The 26749-nt window shown below is 61.2% G+C and carries 24 protein-coding genes and 2 riboswitches; of the genes, 6 read left to right on the top strand and 18 right to left on the bottom strand.

All coding sequences use genetic code 11. From position 1 onward, the window contains the following. Positions 1-37: 37 nt before the first annotated feature. On the bottom strand, positions 38-1360 hold the full coding sequence (locus tag M5B43_RS17400; RefSeq protein WP_248751243.1) for a sigma-54 dependent transcriptional regulator: 1323 nt from the start codon (positions 1358-1360) through the stop codon (positions 38-40). Between the two features lie 344 nt (positions 1361-1704). Here M5B43_RS17400 and M5B43_RS17395 point away from each other — a divergent pair, with 344 nt between their 5' ends. Then, a complete protein-coding gene (locus M5B43_RS17395; RefSeq protein WP_248751242.1) occupies positions 1705-1965 on the top strand; it encodes a hypothetical protein in 261 nt (86 codons plus the stop codon). A 79-nt stretch (positions 1966-2044) separates the two neighbouring features. On the opposite strand, the gene M5B43_RS17390 is transcribed toward M5B43_RS17395, so the two are convergent. Genes M5B43_RS17390 through gnd form a run of 3 tightly spaced genes read right to left on the bottom strand, consistent with a single transcriptional unit; the run spans position 2045 to position 5369 of the window. Then, positions 2045-2869 carry an HAD family hydrolase gene (locus M5B43_RS17390; RefSeq protein WP_248751241.1) on the bottom strand — a complete coding sequence of 275 codons (825 nt, stop codon included), beginning with the start codon at positions 2867-2869 and terminating at the stop codon, positions 2045-2047. Further along, complete coding sequence (gene zwf / locus M5B43_RS17385) at positions 2866-4389, bottom strand: glucose-6-phosphate dehydrogenase (protein WP_248751240.1); 1524 nt, start codon at positions 4387-4389, stop codon at positions 2866-2868. The genes M5B43_RS17390 and zwf overlap by 4 nt, the downstream gene beginning before the upstream one ends. Next, positions 4386-5369 carry a phosphogluconate dehydrogenase (NAD(+)-dependent, decarboxylating) gene (gene gnd, locus M5B43_RS17380; protein ID WP_248751239.1) on the bottom strand — a complete coding sequence of 328 codons (984 nt, stop codon included), beginning with the start codon at positions 5367-5369 and terminating at the stop codon, positions 4386-4388. The genes zwf and gnd overlap by 4 nt, the downstream gene beginning before the upstream one ends. Before the next feature lie 271 nt (positions 5370-5640). On the opposite strand from gnd, the gene M5B43_RS17375 reads away from it, so the two are divergent. The 3 genes from M5B43_RS17375 (at position 5641) to M5B43_RS17365 (ending at position 8363) form a co-directional block, all read left to right on the top strand. After that, complete coding sequence (locus M5B43_RS17375) at positions 5641-5817, top strand: DUF6026 family protein (protein WP_283099517.1); 177 nt, start codon at positions 5641-5643, stop codon at positions 5815-5817. 158 nt (positions 5818-5975) lie between these two features. Continuing rightward, positions 5976-7718, top strand: a complete 1743-nt coding sequence (locus M5B43_RS17370; RefSeq protein ID WP_248751260.1) for a phosphoethanolamine transferase CptA — start codon at positions 5976-5978, stop codon at positions 7716-7718. Between the two features lie 423 nt (positions 7719-8141). After that, positions 8142-8363: a hypothetical protein gene (locus tag M5B43_RS17365; protein WP_248751237.1), complete on the top strand. Its 222-nt coding sequence runs from the start codon at positions 8142-8144 to the stop codon at positions 8361-8363. 101 nt (positions 8364-8464) lie between these two features. On the opposite strand, the gene M5B43_RS17360 is transcribed toward M5B43_RS17365, so the two are convergent. The 10 genes from M5B43_RS17360 to M5B43_RS17315 all read right to left on the bottom strand — a co-directional run bounded on the left by M5B43_RS17360 (position 8465) and on the right by M5B43_RS17315 (position 18228). After that, entirely contained in the window at positions 8465-8956 is a 492-nt protein-coding gene (locus M5B43_RS17360) for a GNAT family N-acetyltransferase (RefSeq protein ID WP_248751236.1), read from the bottom strand. Between the two features lie 166 nt (positions 8957-9122). After that, a complete protein-coding gene (gene zapE, locus M5B43_RS17355; protein ID WP_248751235.1) occupies positions 9123-10229 on the bottom strand; it encodes a cell division protein ZapE in 1107 nt (368 codons plus the stop codon). Positions 10230-10243: 14 nt separating this feature from the next. After that, a complete protein-coding gene (locus tag M5B43_RS17350) occupies positions 10244-10579 on the bottom strand; it encodes a nuclear transport factor 2 family protein (RefSeq protein WP_248751234.1) in 336 nt (111 codons plus the stop codon). Between the two features lie 52 nt (positions 10580-10631). Next, complete coding sequence (locus tag M5B43_RS17345; RefSeq protein ID WP_248751233.1) at positions 10632-11348, bottom strand: YafY family protein; 717 nt, start codon at positions 11346-11348, stop codon at positions 10632-10634. Between the two features lie 364 nt (positions 11349-11712). Continuing rightward, positions 11713-14370: an aminopeptidase N gene (gene pepN / locus M5B43_RS17340; RefSeq protein ID WP_248751232.1), complete on the bottom strand. Its 2658-nt coding sequence runs from the start codon at positions 14368-14370 to the stop codon at positions 11713-11715. A gap of 13 nt (positions 14371-14383) precedes the next feature. After that, positions 14384-15214 (bottom strand): DUF2797 domain-containing protein, encoded by an 831-nt coding sequence (locus tag M5B43_RS17335; RefSeq protein ID WP_248751231.1) that lies wholly within the window; start codon positions 15212-15214, stop codon positions 14384-14386. Next, on the bottom strand, positions 15211-15471 hold the full coding sequence (locus tag M5B43_RS17330) for a DUF1315 family protein (protein WP_016972751.1): 261 nt from the start codon (positions 15469-15471) through the stop codon (positions 15211-15213). Before M5B43_RS17330 ends, M5B43_RS17335 begins: the two co-directional genes overlap by 4 nt. 14 nt (positions 15472-15485) lie before the next feature. Continuing rightward, the gene (locus tag M5B43_RS17325; protein WP_248751230.1) at positions 15486-16355 is read right to left on the bottom strand and encodes a rhomboid family intramembrane serine protease; all 870 of its coding nucleotides are present in this window, start codon (positions 16353-16355) and stop codon (positions 15486-15488) included. Beyond that, positions 16352-17341: a metallophosphoesterase gene (locus M5B43_RS17320; protein WP_248751259.1), complete on the bottom strand. Its 990-nt coding sequence runs from the start codon at positions 17339-17341 to the stop codon at positions 16352-16354. The genes M5B43_RS17325 and M5B43_RS17320 overlap by 4 nt, the downstream gene beginning before the upstream one ends. Next, entirely contained in the window at positions 17338-18228 is an 891-nt protein-coding gene (locus M5B43_RS17315; protein WP_010210870.1) for an NAD(+) kinase, read from the bottom strand. The genes M5B43_RS17320 and M5B43_RS17315 overlap by 4 nt, the downstream gene beginning before the upstream one ends. A 145-nt stretch (positions 18229-18373) precedes the next feature. Here M5B43_RS17315 and M5B43_RS17310 point away from each other — a divergent pair, with 145 nt between their 5' ends. Next, positions 18374-19321: a DUF1853 family protein gene (locus M5B43_RS17310; RefSeq protein WP_248751229.1), complete on the top strand. Its 948-nt coding sequence runs from the start codon at positions 18374-18376 to the stop codon at positions 19319-19321. 116 nt (positions 19322-19437) lie between these two features. Here the strand turns inward: M5B43_RS17310 and M5B43_RS17305 are convergent, their stop codons facing one another. The 4 genes from M5B43_RS17305 to cobW are packed head-to-tail and all read right to left on the bottom strand — an operon-like array spanning position 19438 to position 25921. Beyond that, complete coding sequence (locus M5B43_RS17305; protein ID WP_349292377.1) at positions 19438-20040, bottom strand: VWA domain-containing protein; 603 nt, start codon at positions 20038-20040, stop codon at positions 19438-19440. A 53-nt stretch (positions 20041-20093) separates the two neighbouring features. Further along, positions 20094-21095 carry an AAA family ATPase gene (locus M5B43_RS17300; protein ID WP_248751228.1) on the bottom strand — a complete coding sequence of 334 codons (1002 nt, stop codon included), beginning with the start codon at positions 21093-21095 and terminating at the stop codon, positions 20094-20096. Next, on the bottom strand, positions 21095-24856 hold the full coding sequence (gene cobN / locus M5B43_RS17295) for a cobaltochelatase subunit CobN (RefSeq protein ID WP_248751227.1): 3762 nt from the start codon (positions 24854-24856) through the stop codon (positions 21095-21097). Before cobN ends, M5B43_RS17300 begins: the two co-directional genes overlap by 1 nt. Positions 24857-24859: 3 nt before the next feature. Then, positions 24860-25921: a cobalamin biosynthesis protein CobW gene (gene cobW / locus M5B43_RS17290; RefSeq protein WP_283099516.1), complete on the bottom strand. Its 1062-nt coding sequence runs from the start codon at positions 25919-25921 to the stop codon at positions 24860-24862. 92 nt (positions 25922-26013) lie between these two features. Next, a riboswitch (cobalamin riboswitch) is annotated at positions 26014-26214 on the bottom strand. A 42-nt stretch (positions 26215-26256) separates the two neighbouring features. After that, positions 26257-26464: riboswitch (cobalamin riboswitch) on the top strand. Positions 26465-26560: 96 nt separating this feature from the next. Here cobW and M5B43_RS17285 point away from each other — a divergent pair. After that, positions 26561-26749, top strand: coding sequence for a CbtB-domain containing protein (locus M5B43_RS17285; RefSeq protein ID WP_248751226.1), 189 nt, complete (start codon positions 26561-26563; stop codon positions 26747-26749).

The following is a 26749-nucleotide window of genomic DNA, read 5'->3' as shown; positions in this document are numbered from 1 at the left end:
GATAAGGGTCGTGGCGGGGCTTTTCGGTTTACCCGCCCTAGCGGATCTGGTGTTTGTGCAACAACCGGTAGAACGTTGGCCGGGAAACCCCCAGCACACGGGCCGCGACACTCAGGTTGTCGCTGTGCCGGTTGAGCACATCGCACAGCGCCTGGCGTTCGGCGCGGTGCTTGTAGTCTTCCAGTGTAGCCATCGGCAGTGAAATTGCCTGCTCCCCCTGTAAACCCAGATCAACGGCTTCGATCTGACGCCCCTCGGCCAACACCAGGCCGCGACGCACACGGTTGGCCAGCTCACGCACATTCCCCGGCCATGGGTGTTGCCCCATTGCCACCAACGCACCCTCGCTGAAACTGCGCGGGCGGCGACCGGTTTCCTGGCTGTAGAAACGCGAAAAGTGGTTGGCCAGCATGGCCACATCGCCATGGCGCTCGCGCAAGGGTGCGGTCACCACTTGCAGGACGTTCAAGCGATAATACAGGTCTTCGCGAAAAGAGCCCCTCTCGACCGCGGCTTCCAGGTCAACGTGGGTTGCCGCCAACACCCGTACATCCACCGGGATGGGCTGGCTGCCGCCGACGCGCTCAATGTGTTTCTCCTGGAGAAAGCGCAACAGATTGGCTTGCAGCTCCATGGGCAAATCGCCGATTTCATCCAGGAACAGGGTGCCACCGTGGGCCGCTTCGATGCGCCCTACCTTGCGTTGGTGAGCGCCGGTAAACGCGCCCTTTTCGTGGCCAAACAGCTCGGATTGGATCAGGTGTTCAGGGATGGCGCCGCAATTGATCGCGACAAATGGCTTGCCATGCCGTTGTGATTGACGGTGCAAAGTCTTGGCGACCAGCTCTTTACCGGTGCCACTGTCACCCCGAATCAACACCGGAGACTCGGTGGGGGCCAGCTTCGACAATAATTTGCGCAGTTCACGAATCGGCCGGCTGTCGCCCAATAACTCATGGGGCTCATCCACCGGCGCGTGGCCCTTGCCGCGCAAGCGCGCCATACCAAACGCACGCCCCAAGGTCACTTGGACCCGGGACACATCAAATGGCAGGGTGTGGAAGTCAAAGAACCATTCGCAGACAAAGTCACCCACGTTCTGCAGGCGTAATACATCCTGGCTAAGGACGGCGATCCACTCGGTACCGCTGCGGCCAATCAACTCCTTGACGGCTTCGGGACGTTCCAGGTGGTAGGGCTGCAAACGCAGCAGGCCCACATCGCAAGACCTGTCGCCCACCGCTTCCAACGCACAGCTGTCCACTTCCCATCCTGCCGTCCGCAGCCCGGGCAACAACCCGTGGCAGTCATCACAGGGGTCAACCACCAGCAGGCGGCGTTGGACAGGTGTCACAACCATGACTGTTCCTTGGCGCCAGAATTGTTAAAGTTATTTAGAAACAACAGTTTGTGGCGGCTGATGCTAACCCTAGCAAGGTCTTGACGCCCACCTTGTACCATTTCGCTATAAGTGTGGGCAAAAAGCCATTTACCCGCAGCGCGGCACAAAAAAGTTGTCGACCGTCGAAACCTTCATTCAGCTTTCAAAACAGCCGCTTAGATGATCCTCATCACGGAAAGTTGAAAATTCGTGTTCTAACATGTGACCCGTACCCGGCCATCGTGCATCAGTACAAGTAACTCGCCGCACGGTCAGCCCAACCGACGGCACTTCACTTGAATGGGCATTTAGAGAGAAACCCCATGAACGCCCCGCTCCGCATCAACGAAGCCCTTTTGATCGCAGACCGTGCTTTCCAGCCCTTCCAGTGCGTGGCTTGGCACGATGGCAATGGCGCCCTCAGCCTGAGCGTCATCGACCGTACCAATACCCGTATTGGCAGCAAACAACTGTCTTCGAGTGCGTATACCGACCCGGCGCAGTTAGAAAACTTGCTGTTGCAGGCTCGCGACGAACTCGATAAAAACGGCCACCAGTTGCAATCCTGGGCAATGCCGAAGTAACGCCACACCACAACGTGCGCTCATTCATTGCATGACAGCAAGAGAACGAGCGTAAGTTCAGTGTCAGAACACTAGACGTTTATGGCGCCGCAAGAATAAGCCGTTCAAACGCTTGCGCGGCGCCATCGTCGATATTGGTGCCCGTGACCACACTGGCCTGGCGCTTGACGGTTTCTTCCGCCTGCCCCATTGCAATCGACAACCCGGCCACGTGAAACATCGCCGGATCATTGCCGCCATCACCGATAGCCGCTGCCTGCTCCATGGGCACGCCAAGGTGCGCGGCCAGGGTCTTGAGGGCATCCCCCTTGTTGGCGAGCATCGCCGTCACATCCAGGTACACCGGCTGTGAGCGCGACACATGGGCCAACCCCTCCACCTTGGGCTGCAATTGCGCTTCCAGCTCCACCAGCAATGGTGTGTTGTGACTGGCGGCGACGATCTTGTCGACCCGGTCCAGGTAGGGCTCGAAACTCTCTACCACCACCGGCCCATAGCCCAAGCCATCGGCTTCACGCTGCACCATTGGCCCGGATGGATCACGGCGCAACCAGTCCCCGTCGGCAAATACCCACACTTCCACGTCCGGCTCGGCTGAAAACAGCGCCAACGCCACCCGCGCCGCTTGCGCCGGTAGGTAATGGGCAATCAGGATGCTGCCATCCGGATTGATCAGCGTGCCACCGTTAAAGCCGGCGACGGGTACATCGATGCCCAACGTTTCGATCAGATGCAGCATGGCCTTGGGCGGACGCCCGCTGGCCAGGCTGAAAAATACCCCGGCTTCACGCAACGCGCGAATCGCATCGGCGGTGCGCTGGCTGAGGCTATGGTCGGGATGCAACAACGTCCCGTCCACATCGCTGAGCACCAGTCGGATGGGATGAATCGTAGCGTCACTCATCCGAGGCTGTGCCAGGCGCGCCCATCACGGGCCAGTAACGCGTCCGCCGCCGCAGGGCCATCTTCACCGGCCTTGTAAGCTTGGATTGTGTCGTCCTCTTTCCACGCATCGAGGAACGGCTGCACGGCGCGCCAACCGTTCTCGATGTTGTCGGCACGCTGGAACAGGGTCTGGTCGCCGGTCATGCAGTCGTAGATCAGGGTTTCGTAACCCGTCGATGGCTGCATTTCGAAGAAGTCCTTGTAGTCAAACCCCAACTCGATATTGGCCATCTCCAGGGTCGGCCCTGGCTTCTTGGCCAGCAGGTCGAACCACATGCCTTCGTTCGGCTGGATCTGGATTTTCAGGTAAGTGGGCTTGAGCTCATCAACGTCGGTATCACGGAACTGCGCATAGGGCGCGTGCTTGAAGCAAATCACGATCTCCGTGTCGCGAATGCTCATGCGCTTGCCGGTACGCAGGTAGAACGGCACACCGACCCAGCGCCAGTTATCGATCATCACCTTGAGCGCAACGAATGTCTCGGTGCTGCTGTCGGGCGCCACGTTGGCCTCTTCGCGGTAGCCGGGGAGCGACTTGCCGCCGATCTCGCCGGCGGTGTACTGACCGCGTACGGAATTGGCCCGGGCATCCTCCAGCGACCAGGGGCGGATGGCACCGACGACCTTGGCCTTCTCGCCCCGCACCGCATCGGCGCCGAACGCGGCCGGTGGTTCCATGGCCACCATCGCCAGCAACTGGAACAGGTGGTTGGGGACCATGTCCCGCAACGTACCGGTTTTTTCGAAAAAGTTGCCCCGTGTTTCCACGCCCACGGTTTCGGCGGCGGTGATTTGCACGTGGTCGATGTAGTGGTTGTTCCAGAACGCTTCGAACAGCACGTTGGAGAAACGGCTGATCAGAATGTTCTGCACCGTTTCCTTGCCCAGGTAATGGTCGATGCGATAGATCTGCTTCTCGCTCATCACCTTGAGCAGGCAGGCGTTCAACGCCTCGGCGGTGGCCAGGTCCGAGCCGAATGGCTTCTCGATGACCACACGGCGAAAGCCTTCATCCGTCTCTTCAAGCAACCCGGCACTGCCCAGGCGCTGCACCACTTCACTGAAGAAGCGCGGTGCAGTGGCCAGGTAGAACACCGCGTTGCCGGTGCCGCTGTCGGCGATCTTCTTGCCGATATCGGCATAGGTGCTGTCGTCGAGGAAGTCACCCTCGACGTAGCTGATCCCCTTGGCCAACTGCGCCCACAGTGTGGGGTCAAGGGCATTTTCAGCGTTGCCCCGGACCTTGCTGGCAGCCTCGGTACGAATGAAGTCTTCGAGTTTCTTGGCAAAGTCAGCGTCGCTGATGGCGTTGTGATCAACGCCCACAATGCGCAAGCCATCGCCCAGCAATCCGTCACGGCTGAGGTTGTACAGCGCCGGCATGAGCAGGCGCTTGACCAGGTCGCCATGGGCGCCAAATAGAAACAGGGTCGTGGGGGGTGCGGGTTCGGCCTTGTGTTTCTTGCCGTTGGCGGTCATTTTTTGGAAGTCTCCACATGGCCGCCAAAGCCGAAGCGCATGGCAGACAGCATTTTGTCACCGTAGGTGCTCTGCTGGCGGGAGCGGAAACGCGCGAACAACGAGGTCGACAACACCGGAACCGGCACGGCTTGCTCCATGGCGGCTTCGATGGTCCAGCGGCCTTCACCACTGTCTGCCACGGAACCGGAGTAGCCGTCGAGTTTCGGGTCGGTAGCCAGGGCGTCGGCGGTCAGGTCCAGCAACCAGGACGACACCACACTGCCACGGCGCCAGACTTCGGCGATGTCGGCCACGTTGAGGTCGAAGCGTTCATGTTCCGGCAAGTTTTCCGAGTTCTTGGTCTTGAGGATGTCAAAACCTTCGGCGAATGCCTGCATCATCCCGTACTCGATGCCGTTGTGGATCATCTTGACGAAGTGCCCGGAGCCCGCAGGGCCGGCATGGATATAGCCTTGCTCGGCACGCGTGTCGGCGCTGGCGGAGCGGTCCTTGGTGCGCGGGATATTACCCAGGCCCGGCGCCAGGCTTTTAAAGATCGGGTCGAGGCGTTGTACGGTCTCGGTGTCGCCACCGATCATCATGCAGTAGCCACGCTCCAGCCCCCAGACACCGCCGGAGGTGCCGACATCGACATAGTGCAGGCCCTTTTCCGACAGGGCCTTGGCACGACGGATATCATCTTTGTACAGGGTGTTGCCGCCATCGATGATCACGTCACCGCTTTCCAGCAACCCGCTCAGTTCAGTGATGGTGTCTTCGGTGGGAGCGCCCGCCGGCAACATGACCCAGACGGCACGAGGCTTTTGCAGGCCGGCCACCAGGGCTTTCAAGTCGCTGACGCCAGTGGCGCCCTCTTCGCTCAAGCCTTTGACGAAGGCTTCGTTACGGTCGTATACAACGGTGGTATGCCCATTGAGCATCAGGCGCCGCGCAATGTTACCGCCCATGCGGCCTAGTCCGATAATCCCCAGTTGCATGTGCTGATGCTCCTAACTACTAAATAAATGTGTGGCATAGTTTATAGCGCAATGAGGCTAATGAGGGTTAGTCCAGAGCAGATCCGTGTAGTTTCATGACAAAAAAGTCGCCATCGTTTCACCATCACCGCTGAAAAAGTCACACGACCGCCAAAAATAAAAAAGTTCCCTTGCCTCGAAAAAGAATTCAGACTTGCTCCCGACTGTTGCCGAACACTGCAAACTCAAGCGTGCAGGCACCGCGATCTACCGGCCATTTGCGAGGTAAGCAATGAGCACAGCCCCCATGACCCGCCCACCACAGACCCTCTACGTCACTATCCGCCGCGATGAACTGCGCCAATTGAAAGACGAGCGTGATCAGTTGCAGCAGGAGGTCCTGCGCCTGCGTTCACACCTTCAAGCCCAGTTGGATCAGCCGCCCGGCGCCAAGCCTGCCCTCTGCTGACCCCTGTCCCGAATAGCGCTGCAAGATAATACCTACAGAAAACTCACGAAGTTTTCACATTTCTATCCTGATACTGCCGCCCCGCTATGCCGCTCACTTTCTGAGCGGCCCGATGTCATGCGCCGATGCGCAACAATTATTTTCTGATGGGGCGCTGGATGGCGATGTTCAAACGCAGCACGACGACTGCGAAAGGTTTTGATTGGGCTGGCCTGGGTTGGCTGTTCCTGTTTTTCTGGTACTTCTCGGGTATTACCCAACTGCTCATTCAACTGACCGGCACTTCTGGCTTCAGTGGCTTCCGCCAAGCCTTCTTTATGAGTGCGTTGTGGCTGGCGCCCATGTTGCTGTTCCCGCGTCGAACGCGCCTGCTGGCGGCCTTGATCGGTGTCGTGTTGTGGGCCTGCTCCATGGCAAGCCTGGGTTACTTCTTCATTTACCAGCAGGAATTCTCCCAGAGCGTCATCTTCATCATGTTCGAGTCGAACATCTCTGAAGCTGGCGAATATGCCACCCAATACTTTGCCTGGTGGATTGTGCTGGCCTTCTTGGCCCACACCGCGGTTGCCATCCTGCTTTGGACACGCCTGCGCCCGGTCTACCTGCCTCGCGGCCAGTCGATCCTGGCGGCGATCGCCATCGTATTGGCCGTCGTGGGCTACCCACTGGTCAAGCAGATCGCCACGAGCGAAACCATGGAGCTGGCGATCGAGCGTTTCGAAACCCGCGTCGAACCCGCCGTGCCTTGGCAGATGATCGTCGCCTACCATCGCTACACCGAACAGCTGGACAACATGCAAGGCATGCTGACCAGCGCCAGCCAGATCCCGCCCTTGAAAAACTTCAAGGACGCCATGGCCGGCCAGCCTTCCACCCTAGTATTGGTCATCGGCGAATCCACCAACCGCCAGCGCATGAGCCTCTACGGCTACCCGCGCAATACCACCCCGGAACTGGACAAGCTGCGTGACCAACTGGCGGTGTTCGACAACGTCATCACCCCGCGCCCCTACACCATCGAAGCGCTGCAACAGGTGCTGACCTTCGCCGACGAAGAAAACCCGGACCTGTACCTCAAGACGCCGTCGATTGTCAGCATGATGAAGCAGGCCGGCTACAAGACTTTCTGGATTACCAACCAGCAGACCATGACCAAGCGCAACACCATGCTCACGACCTTTTCCGAACAGGCCGACGAACAGGTGTACTTGAACAACAACCGCAACCAGAACGCCCGCCAATACGACGGCGATGTGCTGGCGCCGTTTTCCAAGGCCATGGCCGACCCTGCCGAACGCAAGCTCATCGTGGTGCACCTGCTGGGTACCCACATGAGCTACCAGTACCGTTACCCGCCGAGCTTTGAGAAGTTCACCGACCGCCAGGGCGTGCCGGAAGGCATCAGCGAGGAGCAACTGCCGGTCTATAACAGCTACGACAACGCCGTGCTGTACAACGATTTCGTGGTCTCGAGCCTGATCAAGGATTATGCCAAGACCGACCCCAATGGTTTCCTGCTGTACCTGTCGGACCATGGCGAAGACGTGTACGACTCGGCCGGTCACAACACACTGGGGCGTAACGAAGGCAAGCCGACGGCACCGATGTACACCATCCCGTTCATGGCCTACGCCTCTCCCAAGTGGCGTGAAACCCATGACTGGAAGTTTGCCGGTGACCTGCAACGGCCTTACAGCAGCTCGCAGTTGATCCACACCTGGGCCGACTTGGCCGGCCTGAGTTTTGATGAGTTGGATCACAGCAAAAGCCTGATCAGCGACAGCTTCAAGCCACGCCCTTTGTTGATCGGCAATCCTTACGAAACCAAGCAGAAAGCCCTGATCGACTTCAGCCTGATCAAGCCCAAGAAGGCCGAAAACGGCAACGTAGTGCTCAAGTAAGCCTGTGGTTTGAAACGGGAAGGTTGCCAGCTTTCTCGTTTCAAACCTGACGCTGCATGCCTCCTTTTGTCCCTCGGCCCTGCCTACCCGCTTCGGTGGGACCCAAGACAACCAGGTGCCTGCCGGGGAGCCCCCATCCGACCGGCAGACACACCTGTTCCAGCATCGATTAATACCCACACAGTATTTGATAAAGAATATTACAACAGCGTCGCTTTTATAATGACGTGCATTGGGCTGGCCCACGCCCTTTGCAACCGGCACGAAACTGGATGCTTTAACCCTCTCACCCGAAGTTAACAAAAACGTTAACTTCGGGACATCTACACGTTAATACCCACTTAATAAGATCACCCCAGACTCGCCCCATGAATCTGATCAGGGACGAGGCAGATACCGATCACACTTAATGGGAATACCTCAATGAAACTCTCGACTTTGATGCTTGCCAGCCTGATGACCCTGACCTCCGCCGCCGCGTTTGCAGAAGGCGGCTCAGAGCGTTCGAAGGAGTTTTACAACAACTTCACTTTCATTCAGCAACAAACTCACGGCACCCCTGAACAAACGGCCTCCTCCGACGCAAAGAACGTGAAGACCCGCACCGTCGAACAATCCGGCGCAGAGCAACAACCGAAAAGTTAATGTAATGTTTATTTAATCCGCCATACCCTGTGCCATTCCACGCCTATGGCAGAGGTTTATCGGGCGCCTTGTAAAGGCGCCCTTTTTTTGCCTGTTATTTCTTACAAGGCTTTATTCCAGAACAACATACGGCCATGGACCGGATCAAAGCCCGAATCGTCGAAACCGAACTTGCGGTAGGCCGACTGCGCCACATCATTGCCTTCAAGCACTTCCAGGGTGATCTTGCAGCAACCGCGCTGCCGGGCGATTTCCTCGACCTTTTGCAGCATTTTCTGACTCAACCCCAAGCCACGGAACTGACTCATCACCACCACGTCGTGAACATTGATCAAGGGGCGGCAAGCGAACGTCGAGAAACCCTCGAAACAATTGACCAGCCCCGCCGGCTCACCACCGACAAATGCCAGCACACTGAATGCGTGAGGTCGCTTGGCCAATTCACCCGGCAGTTGCTGCAAGAGATCAGCCGACAAGGTGCGGCTGCCCCCCATCGGGCCTTCAGCATAGTGATTGAGCACCTGGCCAATGGCTTCGGCATGCACGGAGTTGGTATAGCTGGCTTGCAACACCAGGATGTCTGGGGTGTCCATTTCCTTCCTCGATAACGACAACAAGGGAATCGGTTCCCTTTGAGAGAGGGGCGATTGTAAGCGTGGAGTCGGCAGCAGATGAAGGAGATTAACTACAAATGCCCGACAGAAAACCCGAAGGCTTCTGGAATCAAAAGACGCAATCGGCCCTGAGCAAGGATTTTTCCTAGGCTGCGAAACGTTGCAACTGCATCTCTTGCAAGCGGCTCAGGGTGCGACGGAACGGAAATTCCAGGTAGCCTTGCGTATACAGACGCTCCAGCGGCACCTTGGCTTCAATGAACAGCGGTACCTTGCGGTCGTAGCATTCATCCACCAGCGCGATAAAACGCCGCACGCTGTCATCGTGCACCGACAACTGCGGCAGTTCGCGATCCCCCGCCAGCACACGCTCGACGCCGTCTTCAGTGCCTCGCGCAATCCGGCCCGGGCGCGTTTGAGCACTCAGGTCAGGGACCTCCCCGAGCAGGATCGCCTTGAAGCGATCACACAACAGCATGAAGTCCATCGCGGCCAGGGGCTGCTCGCACAGGTCAACGTAGCGGCACCAGAGCACGGTGTCACTGGCCTGCACCGCCACAACGGAACGATAACCCACACTCACTGCCCCGCCGCTCACCGTTTGCCCCTCGCATAACTGCTTGAATACCGTGGCCAGTGCATCCGGTTGATTCACCCAATAGCGCTGCCTGCCAACCCCTGGATGCAAGCGATGGTCCTCGCCGCCGTCTACCGCCACGACCTGCATATGCTGCTTGAGCGCCTCGATGCCCGGCAGGAAGCGCTCTCGGTTAAAACCGCCGGCATACAGTTGATCAGGCGGCTGATTTGAGGTGCACACCATCACCACGCCCTCCTCGAACATCACCTGGAACAGGCGACCGAGAATGATCGCATCACCGATATCACTGACGAACAGTTCGTCAAAGCACAGCACGCGCACCTCCCGGCTCAACTCGCGGGCGAGCGCCTGCAGAGGGTCATGAATACCGGTAAGCTGGAACGAGCGCTGATGCACCCACCCCATGAAGTGGTGAAAATGCTGACGCCGTGCAGGGACACGCAGGCTTTGATAGAACTGGTCCATCAACCAGGTCTTGCCGCGGCCTACCGGCCCCCACAGGTAAACGCCGGCAATCGGCGAGCGGCCCTGGTGCAACGCCTCGTGGCAGGCTTGCAGGGCCTCCACCGCTCGGCGCTGGGCGTCGTCGGGCACGAAACCTTGCTGAGCGACGGCGTGTTGGTAAGCGGCGAGTGGCGAGTCGAAAGTCATGGAGCCAGTATGACTTACACGGAGATATCCAGGCGCGAAATCTTGCCCTGCTCGTTCAGCCGAAAGGTGTAGCGTAATGCCAGCGGGCTGCCGGGAAAGTTGCCGGTGACGATATTGCTGACCAGCACCTTGCCGGTACGGTGCTGCACGTTGAGTACTTCGACCCTGGGTTGATAGCGGCGCCCGGTGTCTTCCACCCAGCGCGCAATTGCAGCGGTGCCCACCTGGTGCTCGCCCTCATCGAAGACATTGGCATCGTCGGCAAAACATTGGGCAATCGCCGAGGTATCACCGGTATTGGCGGCCGCAATATAGGCCGCAATGGCCGGAGCCAGTTCAGGAAGGGACATGGCGCAACTCCTTTTGAGGTGATTTGTGGCGCCATGCTAAGCCAGGGTTATGTCAGTTTTTGTCAGGAGTAAACGGCCCGGACGCCTGCTGTTCCATCAGTTTACGCCAGCCTCGCAGCAGGTCACTGCGGCGCCCTGGGTAACGCTGCCCCTGGGACTCGGCACTCGCCACGCGATCGGTGCGAAAGGTCCGATAGGCACCACGCAACTCACACCACGCCACGATCACCCGCACCTCATTGAGAAAGCCCAGGGCCAGTGGCCAGATCAGGCGCTGGCTCCGGGCCTGGCTGGCGTCGGCGTAGTCGATGTGCAGCTTGGCCTGATGGCGGATGGCATCGCGAAACACGTTAAGCGGCACGCGGTTTTCCGGGTAGCCGAAACCGGGCGGACCGGGCAACAACGTCGGGTTACGCAACGCCTCCTGAGCGACGGGATCGAGCACATCCGCGATTTTCGCCAACGCGTTGGCAGCGGCGCGACTCAACACCTCATCGCCACGCTGATCCACATAGCGCAAGCCCAGCACGATCGCTTCGGTCTCCTCGGCATTGAGCATCAATGGCGGCAGAAACAAGCCGCTGCGCAACACATACCCGACCCCTGCCTCGCCGAAAATCGGCGCGCCCAAGGCGACCAGCTCGGCGATGTCGCGGTACAGCGTGCGTTCGGACACTTCCAGTTGCGCCGCGAGAACAGCGGCGGTCACCGGGCGTTTTTTGCCCCGCAGGGCCTGGAGCAACGTCAGTAGACGAGTAGTACGCGACACATCGTTCCCGCCTGCAGAAAGTAAAATGTGCCGCAGCTTAGCAGAGCGCCCTGCCAGGAAATGTCAGTAGTAAAACCGTGCCCCTGACCTGTCGTGGCGAGCGGGCTTGTCGAATCGTCGCACCGCCCGCGTTGGGCTGCGCAGCGGCCCCAAAACCTGGCGCTGAGTTCTTTCAGGAAGCATCTCAGTGCCTTTACTGGGGCTGCTTCGCAGCCCAACGCGGGGCAAGCCCGCTCGCCACAGGGGAATATGACGGCCTTCAAAAGGCGTGTAGATACCGATGCTCATTGAGGGCGGTCGAATCGTCGCACCGCCCCTCCCACATTTGGATCTTAGGCGCCCCGTCAAACTACGCCGGCAAGCGTTACGCCAGGCTTTTGCTGACCACCTCGAACACGTCGCTGGACAGCTCGCCACACGCCCGAATACGCTCCAACTGCGCCTTCATCAACGCTTGGCGCGCGACGTCATATTTACGCCAACGTGTCAGCGGCGCCAGCTGGCGCGAGGCAATCTGTGGGTTGAGCGTATTGAGCTGGATCACCAGGTCCGCCAGGAAGCGATAGCCCGAGCCATCAGCCGCATGGAAGTTGATCAGGTTCTGCCCGGCAAAGGCGCCGACCAGTGCGCGCACCTTGTTCGGGTTCTTGATCGTGAACGCCGGGTGTTCCATCAACGCCCGGACCCGAGCCAGGCCGCCTGGCAACGTGCTGCCGGCCTGCACGCTGAACCACTGGTCCATGACCAGCGGGTTGTCCTTGAAGTTCTCGGCAAACACCGCCAATGCCTGCGCCTTTTCTGCCTCGAATGGCGAGTTCACCAGTACCGCCAGGGCCGTCAGGCGTTCGGTCATGTTGTCGCACGCGTCGAACTGTTCCAGGGTGGCCGCCAGCACTTCAGGCTTACCGCTGAGCATCAGGTACGACAGCGCAATATTCTGCAAGGCTCGGCGGGCAAAGTGCTCGGCCGCCGCAACATAAGGCGTTTGTTTGGACAGCGCACGATTGGCCTGATAACGCAGCCACAACCCTTCGAACAGGTGGTCGGCCAGTTGCTTGCGGGCAAACTCGCGGGCAGCGTGAATGGCGTCGACGTCCGCCACTTCGCTGATTTCCGTCAGGTAGGCTTCGCTCGGCAATGAGAGCATTTCCGCGACCATGGCCTGGTCCAGGCTTTCGTCGCTCAGCACCGTGCGCAATGCGTCGATCAGGCGTTGATCCAGCGTCAGCGGTTGACCGGCCTGGTACTGGCCGATCAGCTCCTGCAACACCTGCACCGACAACTGCTGGCCGGCATCCCAACGGTTGAAACCGTCGCTGTCGTGTTGCATCAGGAACATCAGTTGATCGCGGTTGTACGGGAAGCTCAGTTTCACCGGCGCCGAGAAGCCGCGCAGCAACGAAGGCAACGGTTTTTCAGCAATATCAACGAAGGTAAACGTCTGCTCGGCTTCGGTCACCGATAGCACGCGGGACGTACCGCCGGCCACCGCCTCACCGGCCAGGCGCAAGGCAATGCCTGCGCCCTTCGCGTCCAGCAAACCCAGCGCTACGGGAATCACAAACGGCAGTTTCTCGACCTTGTCCGGGGTTTGCGGGCAGCTCTGGCGGAACGTCAGGCTGTAGGTCTTGGCCGCTGCGTCGTAGGACTCGCTGACCGCCAAACGCGGCGTACCGGCCTGGCTGTACCAGCGCTTGAACTGGCTGAGGTCCGCGCCGTTGGCGTCTTCCATGGCCTTGATGAAATCGTCGCAGGTCACCGCCTGGCCGTCATGGCGTTCGAAGTACAGGTCGCTGCCTTTGCGGAAGCCTTCGGCGCCCAGCAAGGTGTGGATCATGCCGACCACTTCCGAACCTTTTTCGTACACGGTCAGGGTGTAGAAGTTGGAGATCTCGATAAAGCTGTCCGGGCGCACGGCGTGGGCCATGGGGCCGGCGTCTTCGGCGAACTGGTGGGTGCGCAGGTAGGCCACATCCTGGATGCGCTTGACCGTGGCCGAGTTCATGTCGGCAGAGAAGCCCGAGTCACGGAACACCGTGAAGCCTTCCTTGAGCGACAGTTGGAACCAGTCGCGGCAGGTCACGCGGTTGCCCGACCAGTTGTGGAAGTATTCATGCGCGACAATGGCCTCGACGCGCTGGTGAGCGGCGTCAGTGGCGGTTTCGGCGCGGGCCAGCACGGCACTGGAGTTGAAGATATTGAGGCCCTTGTTCTCCATGGCGCCCATGTTGAAGTCGTTGACCGCGACGATCATGAAGATGTCGAGGTCGTACTCGCGGCCGTAGGTTTCTTCGTCCCAGCGCATGGATTTTTTCAGGCTGTTCATGGCGTGCTGGCACTTGTCGATGTTTTCCGGCTCGACATAGATGCGCAGCGCCACGGTCCGGTTGGTCATGGTGGTGAAGGTGTCTTCGACACACCACAAGTCACCGGCGACCAACGCGAACAAGTAAGCCGGTTTCTTGAACGGGTCTTCCCAGGTCGCCCAGTGACGGCCGTCTTCACCAGGACCACTGGCAATCGGGTTGCCGTTGGACAGCAGCACCGGGTAGCGGTGCTGCTCGGCGATCACCGTGGTGGTAAAGGTGCTCATCACGTCCGGGCGGTCGAGGTAGTAAGTGATCTTGCGGAAACCTTCGGCCTCGCACTGGGTGCAGAACATTCCGCCGGACTTGTACAAGCCTTCCAGGGCGGTGTTGGTTTCCGGGTGGATCTTGACCGTGGTATCGAGGGTGAAGGTCGCGCTCTTGGGATGCACGGTCAGGTGGCTGTCGGTCAACTGGTAGTCAGCGTCCGTCAGTTCCTGATCGGCGAGGTTCACGCTCAACAGCTCAAGTTGCTGACCATCCAGCACCAGGGGCGGCAGGCCGGCGCCGCGCTCGGGGTTACGGCGCATCACCAATTGCGCGTGGACCAGGCTGTGGTCCTCGAACAACTCGAAGGTCAGGTGCGTTTCTTCGATCAGGTAGTCCGGCGCCTGATAATCCTTGAGGTAAATCATCTTCGGTTGTTCGGTGCGCATGGGTGGCATCCTTCTACTGATGCACGGCGAGCTGGTAGGCCGTGTATTTACGAATGTTGATAACGCCGGTGTCGAAGATCAGGTACTGGCCCTTGATCCCCAGCAGCGTGCCTTCGGCAATCGGGTTCTTGTCCAGGTTGAAACTGACGATCTTGGTTGGATACTGCTCCACCGGGTAGCGGATTTCGATCGGCTCGATGTCGGTGACCGGCTGAATGGCCTGGAGGCCAAAGCGCTCCTGCAAACTCAACAGGCCGTCGGCGCAGGACGCGAACAGCTCATCGCGTACCTGCTTGAGGTCGACCGATTGCGCATCGCCCTTGAGCAAGGCGCGCCAGTTGGTCTTGTCGGCCACCTGGCTACGAAACAGGTCTTCGACGAAACCGGACTGCTGGCGGGTCGCCACGCGCATGATCGGCAGCGCCTGGCTGGCGCCCTGGTCCAACCAACGGGTCGGCAGTTGAGTGGCGCGGGTGATGCCGACCTTGATGCCCGACGAGTTCGCCAGGTAAACCACGTGGTCGGTCATGCAGAACTGCTCGCCCCAACCCGGATCACGGCAGGTGCCGGCGTCGTAATGACAACGCTCGGGGCTCATGATGCACAGGTCACACTGGGCCAGCTTGGTCATGCACGGGTAGCAATAACCCTGGCTGAAACTGGTCTTGGTCTTGCGGCCGCAATGGCTGCAATGGATGGCGCCAAGGTATTCCAGGCGCACGTGAGTGCCGATCAAGGGGTTGACCGGCACCTCGGTGTCGCCCAGGCGAAACGCGTATTGAACGGTCGGCTCACCGAGTTGCGCCGACATTTTGCTGACTGCACCGCGACCAATTTCAATCAATGGATCGCATCCGACTTGAACAGGATATTCGGCACCGGTGCCGATTTCGACGCGCATTCCTGCGGGCCCATGTAGCCGGTGCGCTGGTCTTCCGGCAGGTTCTGGATTTCCCAGGCGATGACCGCTTGCAGCGACAGCTCGCGTTGCTCGGCGGTGAGCTTGCGGCCGTCAGACCATTTGCCGATTTCCACAGCGAGCTTGAGGCTCTCGTAGATGTCCGGGGTGATGTTTTCAATCATTTCAGCAAAAGAGGACATGAGGCTCTTCCTTATCAAATAGACGATTTGCGGCGGCTGTACAGCCCACCCAGCAAACCTGTCAGGCAACCGATGACCAAGCCGCCCACGTGGGCCGCGTTGGCGATTTCACCGAAGCCGATCATCGAGACCAGCCCCGACAGGCAGAGCACCAGCCACACCAGCATCATCACCAACACCCCACGGGGCAGGCGATAGGCCGGGTTGGGCGACAACAGCTGGAAAATCCAGCAATGCCCGAGCAAGCCATACAACACGCCGGACAGGCCACCGAACAAACCGGGGCCGCCATAGGCGTATTGCGCATAGTTGGAGACCAGGCTGAACAACAGGGTCAGGCCCAGCAGGTTGATGCTGCCCTGGCGCACCTCGATACGCCGGCCCAGTTCCCAGTACCACATGCCGTTCATGGCCAGGTGCAGGATACCGAAGTGGATCAGCATCGGCGTGACCAGTCGCCACCACTGCCCCGACGCCATGGTGTCGGCAAACGGCGTGAACTGGATGTACTCACCCATCACATGAAACGGCAGGAAGGTCAGCCAGCTCATGGCTTGCAGGTTTTCTCCAAGCAGGGTCACCGCGCCGACAATGATGCTCGCCAGCAGGACCAGCGCCGTTACCGGGCTGTGGCGTACCTGCTGCACAAAGCTGGGACGGGTGACGGGGGTTTGCTCGGGAATATCCAGTTGCTGGTCGGGGTCACCGGCGGGAAAGCGCTGGTACAACACCCGCACGTCCTCGCTGATGCTATCGGGCACCCACAACACTTGCTCACCCGCTTCTTCGCTGACGCGATGGGGCACTTGCATGCGTTGCAACAGCTTGACGAAACCACCCAGGTCGACGCTCAGGGGCAAGCGCAACACGGCTACGGTGCTCATAACTCTACCTCGGGTGAAATCACCTCGGGTCGCTCAACGTCGACCCATACGAATTTACGTGGATCCAGCTGGGTTTCCTGGTCCAGTCGATACGCCACCAACTTGCCGTACAGCACCGCACTGTAGTCCAGGCAGGCCAGGTTCGGGCGAATCGGCGCCGGTTTGCCACTGCGCCAGTAATGGCCAACGAACAACAAAGGTTCGTCGACGCCATAGCGCAACAGGGAGTTCTTTTCAGTGGACGACAACGGCGTACGCGCGACCGGCTCCGGCAACGCGTCGGGCTGGAACACAATGTCACCGTAGGTTTTCGGGTCGTCTTCCCAGAATTTGGTGCGGAAGAACGAGCGCGTCAGGCCATCACCACCGGTCAGCGTGAGGCCGTCCGGCAGGCGCATATCGGTGCCACGCAGCAGGCGGTCGAACGCGTTGCAGGCAAAGCTGCCCGGGACAGCGGCGGCCTGCAGGAAGTGCTGGTCGATGCAGCCATCCGGGAAGGTGGCACGCAACGGTTGGATAAAGCCGTCATCCCAGCACGCATGCACCACGCGGAAACGCCCGGCGTCGACAAACAACGGCATGTCGTAGAACCAGCCAAGGAAGTCGTGCCAGTCGGCCGGGTGGTGTTCGAACTGGGTCAGGGTCTCGTGGATCAACCGCGCATGCCGTGGGCTGTGCTCACGCACGAATTGCCGGCCACTGCCGGGCGGTGCCGGGGTCGTCCAGCCCAGGGCGTTGAACTCGTGGTTGCCCATGATGCACAGCGCCTGGCCGGCCACGGCCATGTCGTGGACGATATGCAGCGCTTCGCGAATGCGCGGGCCCCGGTCGATGATATCGCCGAGGAACACCGCCATGCGCGACGGGTGGCGCCAGGTGCCGCCTTGTTTCTGGTAGCCCAGCCGGTCGAGCAAGTGCTCAAGGGTGTGAGCGCAACCGTGCACGTCACCAATCAGGTCGTAGCTACGCGCGGGATCGAGCATCAGTCGCCTCCACCCCCCAAGCGGCTACCCCAGCCCAACTTGGTCCGGCACACTTCGTAGTAGTTGTGGTCCAGCGGGTGGATCAACCGCAACTTCTGCGCCTTCTTGCTCACGGTAATGGTGTCACCGGGAGCGCAGGTGAAATGGTTCTGCCCGTCACAGGAGACTTGCGGGTAGATCTGCATGTCTTTGGACACCACGATTTTCAGCTCACTGTTGCCATCGACCACAATCGGCCGACTGGACAACATATGGGGGTACATCGGCACGATCACAATGGCGTCCAGCTTGGGATGCATGATCGGGCCACCCGCCGACAGCGCGTAGGCGGTAGAGCCGGTCGGTGTGGCGACGATCAGGCCGTCGGCCTTCTGGCTGCACACGAACTGGCCGTCGATATACAACTCGAACTCGATCATCCGCGTGGATTTGCCCGGGTGCAGCACCACATCGTTGAGGGCATCGCCCTGGCCGATGGCCTCGCCGTGACGACGCACCTCGGCTTGCAACAGGAAGCGGTTCTCCACCAGGTAATGGCCGTCGAGCACCTTGGCCACTTCGACTTCCAGGTCATCGGGGCGAATGTCAGTGAGGAAACCCAGGCTGCCACGGTTGATCCCCAGCACCGGTACGTTATGCCGTGCCAACGCCCGCGCGGCGCCGAGCAGGCTGCCATCGCCGCCGACCACGATGACCATGTCGCATACCTCGCCGAGCATCTTGCGCGACGACGTTTGCAGGCCGTGGCCCGGGAGGATTTCAGCAATCGTGTCTTCGAGGATCACATGCAGGTGGCGTTCGAGCAGGAATTTTTTCAGCCGGCGGACGGTGTCCAGCACCTGGGTACTGCCCAGGCGACCGATAATGCCGATATTGCGAAATTGCTCCATGGGGCTCCTGCGGGATCTGGGGTGTGGCAAAAAAGAACGATTATGGGCGAAAGGCCGCGCCAGGCAAAACCCTTTGTCGCCGCCACGCCTGGATGACAATAGTTCTCAGGCACCTGCCGCACGCTTAAAAGGCTATGCTCGGACCATGACTCTGTTCGCCGATTTGCACACGCTGCCCCGCCAATTGCGTCACCCTGAGGTGCGCGACCTGGCGTGGGTGATGCTCGCCCCGCCCATGCTTGCGCAAACGCCGTGGCCACAGCGCCACCCACTGGCCGGCAGTGACTGGGTGCAAGCGCCCGAACGGCTCGAACAGTGGCTGCGACAATTGGACCGCGACAGCAGCGCCTTGCAGCAGTGGCTGAGCCTGTCGCGCACCCGGCGCCTGGGCCTCTACTACGAACGCCTGTGGCAGTTCGCCGTGCAGCATGCGCCAGGCGTTGAATTATTGGCCGCCAACCTGCCGATCCGCCGCGCCGGGCATACCCTTGGCGAGTTGGACATGTTGCTGCGTGACCGCGATGGCGTGCACCACCTGGAACTGGCGATCAAACTCTACCTTGGGCCACAGGCCGGCAACGGCCAGGACCCCGCGCAGTGGCTCGGCCCGGGTTGCCATGACCGACTGGACCGCAAGCTGGCGCACCTGGCCGAACATCAACTGCCGATTTCTGCACGGGCCGAGAGCCGCGACGCCTTGACGGCGCTGGATATCCAGGTGTTCGATGCGCATTTGTGGCTGGGCGGTTATCTGCTCTATCCCTGGCCTGGCACGGCACAACCCCCAATCGGCGCCCACCCGCAGCATCTGCGTGGTTGCTGGTTGCATCAGCGTGACTGGTCGGATTTTGTCAGCACCCGCCCGCCTGGCCACTGGCAACCCCTGCCCCGCCACGCCTGGTTGGCACCTGCGCATTACACGGCGGATCAAGTGTGGAGTGAAGCGCAGATGCAAAGCTGGCTGAAGGACTTGGATCCGATGGCACCGGCGCAGTTACTGGTGCGAATGGTGCAGAGCGGTGAGGATTGGGAAGAAGCCGAGCGGCTGTTTCTGGTGGCGGATCTTTGGCCGAATGTGCCGGGGGCAAGCTGATAAATCCTCGGTGTATTCAAGGCAGCCATCGGGAGCAAGCCCCCTCCCACAGGTAATGCTGCGGTGCACTGAAAAGTGTGGGAGGGGGCTTGCTCCCGATGGCGATTGCCCAGGCACTACAAAGCATCAATATGCTGGTAATCCAACTGCAACCCCATCGCCAACTCCTGAGCCCGCCCCAACCTGATCGGCCCGCGCTCAATGTCTACCAGTAACCCCCGGCACTCCAACGGCGGCAACCCATCAATGGCTTTGAGCCGACCATCGGTGATCACCAGCAACCGCTGCTGCTGCGCCGGGTAACGTTTGCGCCGCGCTCTGAGCCACTGCCCGGCCTCGCTCAAGGCGGCGAGCAATGGCGTACCGCCACCGGCGCCTAACTGCTCCAGCCAACCCGTCAAGCCCTTCGCCGCCTTCAACCCTTGCACCTGCCACCTCGGCGATGCCCCGCTGGCCGTCAAGAGCGCTATACGCGCCCGTTGCCGATAAGCGTCGTCGAACAGCTGAGCCAACAAACCCTTGGCATCGGTCAACGCCCGATGGCGCCGGGTGGACGCCGAGGCATCGACGATTACCAACCACAGTTCCGGCGCCGAACGGCTACGCAGGTGAAACAACAGGTCATCACGGCATTGCGGCCGCCCACCGAGCAACGTGCCCGGCCAATTGACAGCCCCCTGTTGCGCACTGCGCGCCTGGCCTTGCCTGCCCTTGTCCAGTCGCCCCGCCTTGGGTCGGGCATCCGCCCCCGCGTCAGGTCGAGGGCGAATGCCTAGGGCTTTTTTGGCCAGGTGGGCACTTCACGGCGTGCGCCCGTGGGCAAGGCCGGTGCGGGCATATCGCCCCATTGGCCCTGGCCAGGTGAGCGATCGGAGGGCTGCGGCGACTGCCCGGCAGGCGGCGGACTGCTGGCCGGCGGGGATTGTTCTTGGCGGCGATGGCGCAAGGCAAACTCGGCCACCGCCTCGATATCCTCTTCGGTGATGGCCGTGGCACCTCGCCACGCCGCATGAGCCCTGGCGCCGCGCAACCACACCAGATCGGCGCGCAAGCCATCGACGCCAGCGGCAAAACAACGCTCGGTGATTCGCGCCAACGCCTGGTCATCCAGTTCAATGCTCTCAAGCCGTGCCCGGGCCTGGGTGCAACGCTCGCGCAAGGCCGCCTGCGGCTCGGCCCACTGCGCGCAGAAAGCCTGCGGGTGACTGTCGAAATCCAGGCGCCGGCGAATGATCTGCCCGCGCTCGGCCGGCAACGTCTGCCCGCTCAAGGCCACGTTAAAACCGAAGCGGTCGAGCAGTTGCGGGCGCAACTCGCCCTCCTCCGGGTTCATGGTGCCGATCAGCACAAAACGCGCCGAGTGACGATGGGAAATGCCGTCACGCTCGATCAGGTTGGTGCCGCTGGCGGCCACGTCCAGCAGCAGGTCCACCAAGTGATCCGGCAGCAAGTTGACTTCATCGACATACAGCACGCCACCGTCAGCCTTGGCCAATACGCCCGGCGAAAACTGCGCGCGACCTTCACCCAACGCAGCCTCCAGGTCCAACGTACCGACCAGCCGCTCCTCGGTTGCCCCCAAAGGCAAGGTGACAAACTGCCCGCTGGCCAGCAGGTCCGCCAAACCACGCGCCAGGGTGGACTTGGCCATGCCGCGTGGCCCTTCGATCAACACGCCACCGATCTTCGGGTCGATGGCGGTCAGGCACAGCGCCAGTTTCAGGTCGTCGGCGCCTACGACGGCGGACAGCGGGAAATGGGGAATGTCGGTCATCAGCTGTCTTCTTCTATATCCAGCAACAGGTTTTCGAGTGCTTCACGATACGCTCCCGGTGCCTGCCAAAGCCCACGTTGCTGGGCTTCGAGCAGGCGCTCGGCCATGTCTCGCAGGGCCTCGGGGTTGTGCTGCTGCACAAAGGCCCGGGTGTCGGGGTCAAGCAGGTAAGCATCGGCGAGCAACGCGTATTGATGATCGTCGATCAGCGCGGTGGTGGCATCGAACGCGAACAGATTATCCACGGTCGCGGCCATTTCGAACGCCCCTTTATAACCGTGGCGCTTCACACCTTCGATCCACTTGGGGTTGGCGGCACGCGAACGGATCACCCGGTTCAGCTCCTCCTTCAAGGTGCGTATCCTGGGCAAGTCCGGCTGGCTATGGTCGCCATGATAGCTGGCGGTCTTGGCGCCGCTCAGGGTTTCCACCGCAGCGAGCATGCCGCCCTGGAATTGGTAGTAGTCATTGGAGTCGAGCAAGTCGTGTTCGCGGTTATCCTGGTTCTGCAACACCGCCTGCACCTGGCTCAAGCGCTGGGCGAATTGCGCGCGGGCGGCGGTGCCTTCGTCAGAACCGCCGTAGGCGTAGCCGCCCCAGTTCAGGTAGACCTCGGCCAAGTCCTCGCGGCTTTGCCACAGGCGCCCGTCAATGGCGCCCTGCACGCCCGCGCCGTAGGCACCGGGCTTGGCCCCGAAAATGCGCCAGCCGGCCTGTTTGGCCGCCGCTTCTTCATCCAGGCCAGAGGCCAGCAGCGCCGCACGCTCGCTGCGCACTTTGGCGGCCAGCGGGTTCATGTCGTCCGGTTCATCCAGGGCCGCCACCGCTTGCACCGCCGCGTCGAACAGGCGGATCAGGTTGGCGAAGGCATCACGGAAGAACCCGGACACACGCAGCGTGACGTCCACCCGCGGGCGGTCGAGCAAACTGATGGGCAGGATTTCAAAATCGTCCACCCGTTGACTGCCCGTGGCCCACACCGGCCGTACGCCCATCAGCGCCATGGCCTGGGCGATGTCGTCGCCGCCGGTGCGCATGGTGGCCGTGCCCCATACCGACAGGCCGAGTTGGCGCAGGTGGTCGCCGTGGTCCTGCAAATGTCGCTCAAGCATCAGGTTGGCTGACTGGAAACCGATACGCCAGGCCGTGGTGGTCGGCAAGTTGCGCACATCCACCGTGAAGAAGTTACGCCCGGTGGGCAGCACATCCAGACGCCCACGGCTGGGGGCGCCGCTCGGCCCCGCGGGAACGAAACGCCCGCACAAGGCATCCAGCAAGCCACGCATTTCCGCCGGCCCGCAGGCATCCAGGCGTGGCGCCACGACAATGCGCAGGCTTTCGATGACGACCTTCACAGTCTCCCAGCCCGGTTCTTCCAACTGCTCAAGCGGGCCCTCCAGCGCCTGCTCGATCAACCGCGCCGCATACAATTCCAGGCGCTCGCGGGTATCACCGGCGGTGCGCCATAACTGCGCGTCGATTTTCTGCAACACCTCGGGGCGGCGCCCGGTCCAGGGTTCGGCCAGGGCGCAATCGAGTGGGTCAAAGCCCAACTCGAACGCCTGGGCCAACACCCGCAGCAGGCTTGATTGTGGGCCACGGCCATCGCCCCGGGGAATGCGCAGCAAGGCCAGCAGCGTGTCGATACGCAGGCGCCCTTCGGGCGACTCACCAAAAATGTGCAAGCCGTCGCGGATCTGCGATTCCTTCAAGTCACACAGGTAAGTGTCCAGGCGCGGTAACCAGATTGCCGCGTCCACTTCAGCGCCGAGTTCGAGCTCCTGGTCGATGCGGGTTTCACGCACCAGCTTGAGAATGTCTCTTTGCAGCTCAAGGGCACGGCGCGGGTCGAGCAACTGCGCCTCGTAATATTCGTCCGCCAACAGCTCCAGGTTGCGCAGCGGGCCATAGGTTTCGGCACGGGTCAGCGGCGGCATCAAGTGGTCGATGATCACGGCCTGGGTACGCCGCTTGGCCTGGGCGCCCTCGCCTGGGTCGTTGACGATAAACGGGTAGATATTCGGCAACGGCCCCAGCAGTGCATCCGGCCAGCAGTGTTCCGACAGGCCCACGCCTTTGCCCGGCAACCATTCCAGGTTGCCGTGCTTGCCCACATGGATCACGCCATGGGCGCCGTAGGTGTGGCGCAACCAGAAGTAGAACGCCAGGTACCCATGGGGCGGCACCAGGTCCGGGTCGTGGTACACCGCGCTGGCGTCCACTTGGTAACCCCGGGCCGGCTGGATACCGACGAAGGTCAGGCCCAGGCGCAGACCGGCGATCATCATGCGGCCATCGCGGCACATTGGATCGTTTTGTGGAGCGCCCCAACGTTCCAGCACCGCCTGGCGATTGGCTTCGGGCAAACGCTGGAACATCGCTTCGTAATCGACCAAGCCCAGGCTTTGATGGCAGGGGCGCAGGTCGAGGCTGTCCAGGTCGTTGGTAACGCCGCCGAGCAGCTCATGGATCAGGGCCGTGCCGCTGCCTGGAAGCGCCTCCGGCACCGGATAGCCTTCGGCTTGCAAGGCGCGCAGGATGTTCAGCGCCGCTGCCGGGGTATCCAGGCCCACGCCATTGCCGATGCGGCCATCACGGGTGGGGTAGTTGGCCAGGATCAGCGCAATGCGTTTCTGCGCATTGGGCACCCGTGCCAGTTCCACCCAGCGCCGTGCCAGCTGCGCCACGAAATCCATGCGTTCAGGGGCGGCGCGGTAGCACACCACGTCCGACTGGCTGCGCTCGCTGCGCCAGGCCAAATCCTTGAAACTGATCGGCCGGCTGATAATGCGGCCGTCCAGCTCCGGCAAGGCAATGTGCATCGCCAGGTCACGAGGGCCGAGCCCTTGCTCACTGGCCTGCCAGCCGGGCTGGTTGTCCTGGGCGCAAATCGCCTGGATCACCGGGATGTTGCGGCGAAACGGGCGTAAATGCGGCGCTTCCGGGCTGGACTGGGCAAAGCCGGTGGTGTTCAGAATCACCGCTGCCTGTACGTCGTCCATCAGGTCCTCGACCACCGAGAGGCAGCCGGGCTCCTTCAAGCTGGCCACCGCGATAGGCAGCGGGTTCAGGCCCGCCGCATGCAAGCGTTGGCAGAACACATCGATAAAGGCCGTGTTGGCCGCCTGCAAATGGGAACGGTAGAACAGCACCGCTGCCACGGGCCACTCGACGGTCCAATCCGCCTGCCAGTCATTGAGGCGGGCGCTGGCTTTTTGCGGGTGATAGATCGCGGTGCGCGGCAGGGTTTGCGGCTCGCCCCACGGATAATCGCGGCCCCAGTAAACACTGGCCAGGCAGCGATAGAAATCCAGCGCGTTGCCCAGGCCGCCCTGGCGCAGGAAGTGCCACAGGCGGTCGCGCTGTTCGGCGCCCACAGTGCTCAGACCGCTGAGTTCCGGGTCTGGGCGATCATCCCCCGGCACCAGGATCAGCGTGACGCCACGTTGCGCCAACTCGACCAGGCGTTCGATACCGTAGCGCCAATAGCCAATACCGCCGTGCAGGGAAATCAGGATGACCTTGGCGTGGCGCAGCACCTCATCGACGTACAAGTCGACCGAAGCGTGGTTCTGCACCTGCATCGGGTTGGCCAGGCGCAGGCTGGGGTAATCGGCAGGCAACTGCTGGGCGGCCTCGGCCAACAGCGCCAGGCTGGAATCACCGCTGCACAGGATCACCAGCTCGGCGGGCGTTTGTCCCAGGTCGGCAATATTGTCGTCCGAGACGAAACCACCCGGCTGTGTCCTGAGCAGGTGCATGGGTCAGACGCTGAGCGCGGCGCGCAGTTGCGCTTCGAGGCCCGCGGCATCCAGCTCCTGGCCGATCAGCACCAGGCGCGTGGTACGTGCTTCGTCAGCGCCCCAGGCACGGTCGAAGTGCTTGTCGAAACGGGTGCCTACGCCCTGGATCAGCAGGCGCATGGGTTTGTTCGGGATCGCGGCGAAACCTTTGACGCGCAGGATGCCGTGCTGCACCACCAGTTGGGTCAGGGCGTCGAGCAGCAGCGCTTCGTCGGCTTGTGGCAGGTCGATGGAGATGGAATCAAACGCATCGTGGTCATGATCGTCTTCACCTTCGTGGTGGTGATCATGATGGCTGTGACGACTGTCGATGTGTTCTTCAGAGCCGGCGCCCAGGCCGATCAGCACGTCCAACGGCAGGCGACCGCTGCTGGCTTCGATGATCTTCACCGCCGGCGGCAGTTCTTCGGCCACTTCCAGGCGTACACGGGCCAGGTCTTCGGCACTGATCAGGTCGGTTTTGTTGAGGATCACCAGGTCGGCGCTGGCCAACTGGTCGGCGAACAGCTCGTGCAGCGGCGATTCGTGGTCCAGGTTCGGGTCGAGTTTGCGCTGGGCGTCAACCTGGTCCGGGAACGCGGCGAAGGTGCCAGCAGCCACGGCCGGGCTGTCGACCACGGTAATCACCGCGTCAACCGTGCAAGCGCTGCGGATCTCCGGCCACTGGAACGCCTGGACCAACGGCTTGGGCAGGGCCAGGCCCGAGGTTTCGATGAGGATATGGTCTAGGTCACCGCGACGGGCGACCAATTCGCGCATCACCGGGAAGAACTCTTCCTGCACGGTGCAACACAGGCAGCCGTTGGCCAACTCATACACACGACCATTGGCTTCTTCTTCGGTGCAGCCGATGGAGCACTGCTTGAGGATTTCCCCGTCAATGCCCAGCTCGCCGAACTCGTTGACGATGACTGCAATGCGACGGCCCTGGGCGTTGTCGAGCATATGGCGCAGCAAGGTGGTTTTACCCGAACCGAGGAAGCCGGTGACGATAGTGACGGGAAGTTTGGCCAGTGTTTTCATCGGATGCCCTTTGGGGCGGGCACATGGGACGATGAGCCCTGCGGCAGCGCGCAGCAGCGGATTTCGTCACCGGATCACCCCGCCCGGTTGAATTGAAAAATCGGTGACGAGGCAGGTCTCCTGGCTTGGGGCGTACGGGTCTTGCGACCGGCGCTGACTGCACCTTCCCGCCGTCTCGACAGTGGCATGGCAGTCAACTGAACCCTTCACAGTTGCGGGGGCAGCCGCGGCTTGAACCGCGTTCCCTTCTTAGCTTCGACCTGGGCCGAAGAACCTCGAGGGTGCAAGGCTACAGGGGCTCGCTACATTTGACTACCGTCGCCCGCCCATGCTCTCCTACACATCTTGTTTCGGGTGCCCTTCACAGGGTGAAACGGGAAACCGGTGAGTCGATGCGTTGACGAGTCCGGTGCTGCCCCCGCAACGGTAAGCGAGCGAAGTGTCACAGCCACTGTGCAAACGCATGGGAAGGCGATGCTTTCAGGACTTTTTTCGAAAGTCCCCTCGCAAGCCCGGAGACCGGCCCGAAAATATCAGATAACAAACCCGCGGTGGGCGGGCGCTGTTCAGAACCCTGCGTGCCTGGCTCGCGGGGTTTTCATGCGCTCGTTTCACCCTGATACCTGAAAGGGACGCGCCATGTCGATCATCAGCAGCACTTCGCACTCCGCCAGCAGCACTGCCACCTTGAGCCAACGCCTGACCGCCGCTATCTCTGCGTCGATCCTTGGCGCGTGCCTGGTGTATTTTGCCGGCTTCTCGCATATCGAGGCAGTGCACAACGCCGCCCACGATACCCGCCACAGCGCCGCGTTCCCGTGCCACTGA

The organism is Pseudomonas sp. MWU15-20650 (assembly GCF_023242475.1).
Classification (GTDB): domain Bacteria; phylum Pseudomonadota; class Gammaproteobacteria; order Pseudomonadales; family Pseudomonadaceae; genus Aquipseudomonas.
Note: the sequence above shows the minus strand (reverse complement) of the source record. Positions and strands in the feature narration are given on the sequence as shown.

Excerpts from the sequence above, each read along its gene's own strand:
- cobW (WP_283099516.1), bottom strand. The coding sequence starts at position 25,921 with ATGAAAACACTGGCCAAACTTCCCGTCACTATCGTCACCGGCTTCCTC.
- zapE (WP_248751235.1), bottom strand. The coding sequence starts at position 10,229 with ATGACTTTCGACTCGCCACTCGCCGCTTACCAACACGCCGTCGCTCAG.
- M5B43_RS17365 (WP_248751237.1), top strand. The coding sequence starts at position 8,142 with ATGAAACTCTCGACTTTGATGCTTGCCAGCCTGATGACCCTGACCTCC.
- M5B43_RS17350 (WP_248751234.1), bottom strand. The coding sequence starts at position 10,579 with ATGTCCCTTCCTGAACTGGCTCCGGCCATTGCGGCCTATATTGCGGCC.
- M5B43_RS17370 (WP_248751260.1), top strand. The coding sequence starts at position 5,976 with ATGGCGATGTTCAAACGCAGCACGACGACTGCGAAAGGTTTTGATTGG.
- M5B43_RS17310 (WP_248751229.1), top strand. The coding sequence starts at position 18,374 with ATGACTCTGTTCGCCGATTTGCACACGCTGCCCCGCCAATTGCGTCAC.
- M5B43_RS17375 (WP_283099517.1), top strand. The coding sequence starts at position 5,641 with ATGAGCACAGCCCCCATGACCCGCCCACCACAGACCCTCTACGTCACT.
- M5B43_RS17395 (WP_248751242.1), top strand. The coding sequence starts at position 1,705 with ATGAACGCCCCGCTCCGCATCAACGAAGCCCTTTTGATCGCAGACCGT.
- zwf (WP_248751240.1), bottom strand. The coding sequence starts at position 4,389 with ATGACCGCCAACGGCAAGAAACACAAGGCCGAACCCGCACCCCCCACG.
- M5B43_RS17390 (WP_248751241.1), bottom strand. The coding sequence starts at position 2,869 with ATGAGTGACGCTACGATTCATCCCATCCGACTGGTGCTCAGCGATGTG.
- M5B43_RS17315 (WP_010210870.1), bottom strand. The coding sequence starts at position 18,228 with ATGGAGCAATTTCGCAATATCGGCATTATCGGTCGCCTGGGCAGTACC.
- M5B43_RS17325 (WP_248751230.1), bottom strand. The coding sequence starts at position 16,355 with ATGAGCACCGTAGCCGTGTTGCGCTTGCCCCTGAGCGTCGACCTGGGT.
- pepN (WP_248751232.1), bottom strand. The coding sequence starts at position 14,370 with ATGCGCACCGAACAACCGAAGATGATTTACCTCAAGGATTATCAGGCG.
- gnd (WP_248751239.1), bottom strand. The coding sequence starts at position 5,369 with ATGCAACTGGGGATTATCGGACTAGGCCGCATGGGCGGTAACATTGCG.
- M5B43_RS17330 (WP_016972751.1), bottom strand. The coding sequence starts at position 15,471 with ATGTCCTCTTTTGCTGAAATGATTGAAAACATCACCCCGGACATCTAC.
- cobN (WP_248751227.1), bottom strand. The coding sequence starts at position 24,856 with ATGCACCTGCTCAGGACACAGCCGGGTGGTTTCGTCTCGGACGACAAT.
- M5B43_RS17360 (WP_248751236.1), bottom strand. The coding sequence starts at position 8,956 with ATGGACACCCCAGACATCCTGGTGTTGCAAGCCAGCTATACCAACTCC.
- M5B43_RS17285 (WP_248751226.1), top strand. The coding sequence starts at position 26,561 with ATGTCGATCATCAGCAGCACTTCGCACTCCGCCAGCAGCACTGCCACC.
- M5B43_RS17300 (WP_248751228.1), bottom strand. The coding sequence starts at position 21,095 with ATGACCGACATTCCCCATTTCCCGCTGTCCGCCGTCGTAGGCGCCGAC.
- M5B43_RS17400 (WP_248751243.1), bottom strand. The coding sequence starts at position 1,360 with ATGGTTGTGACACCTGTCCAACGCCGCCTGCTGGTGGTTGACCCCTGT.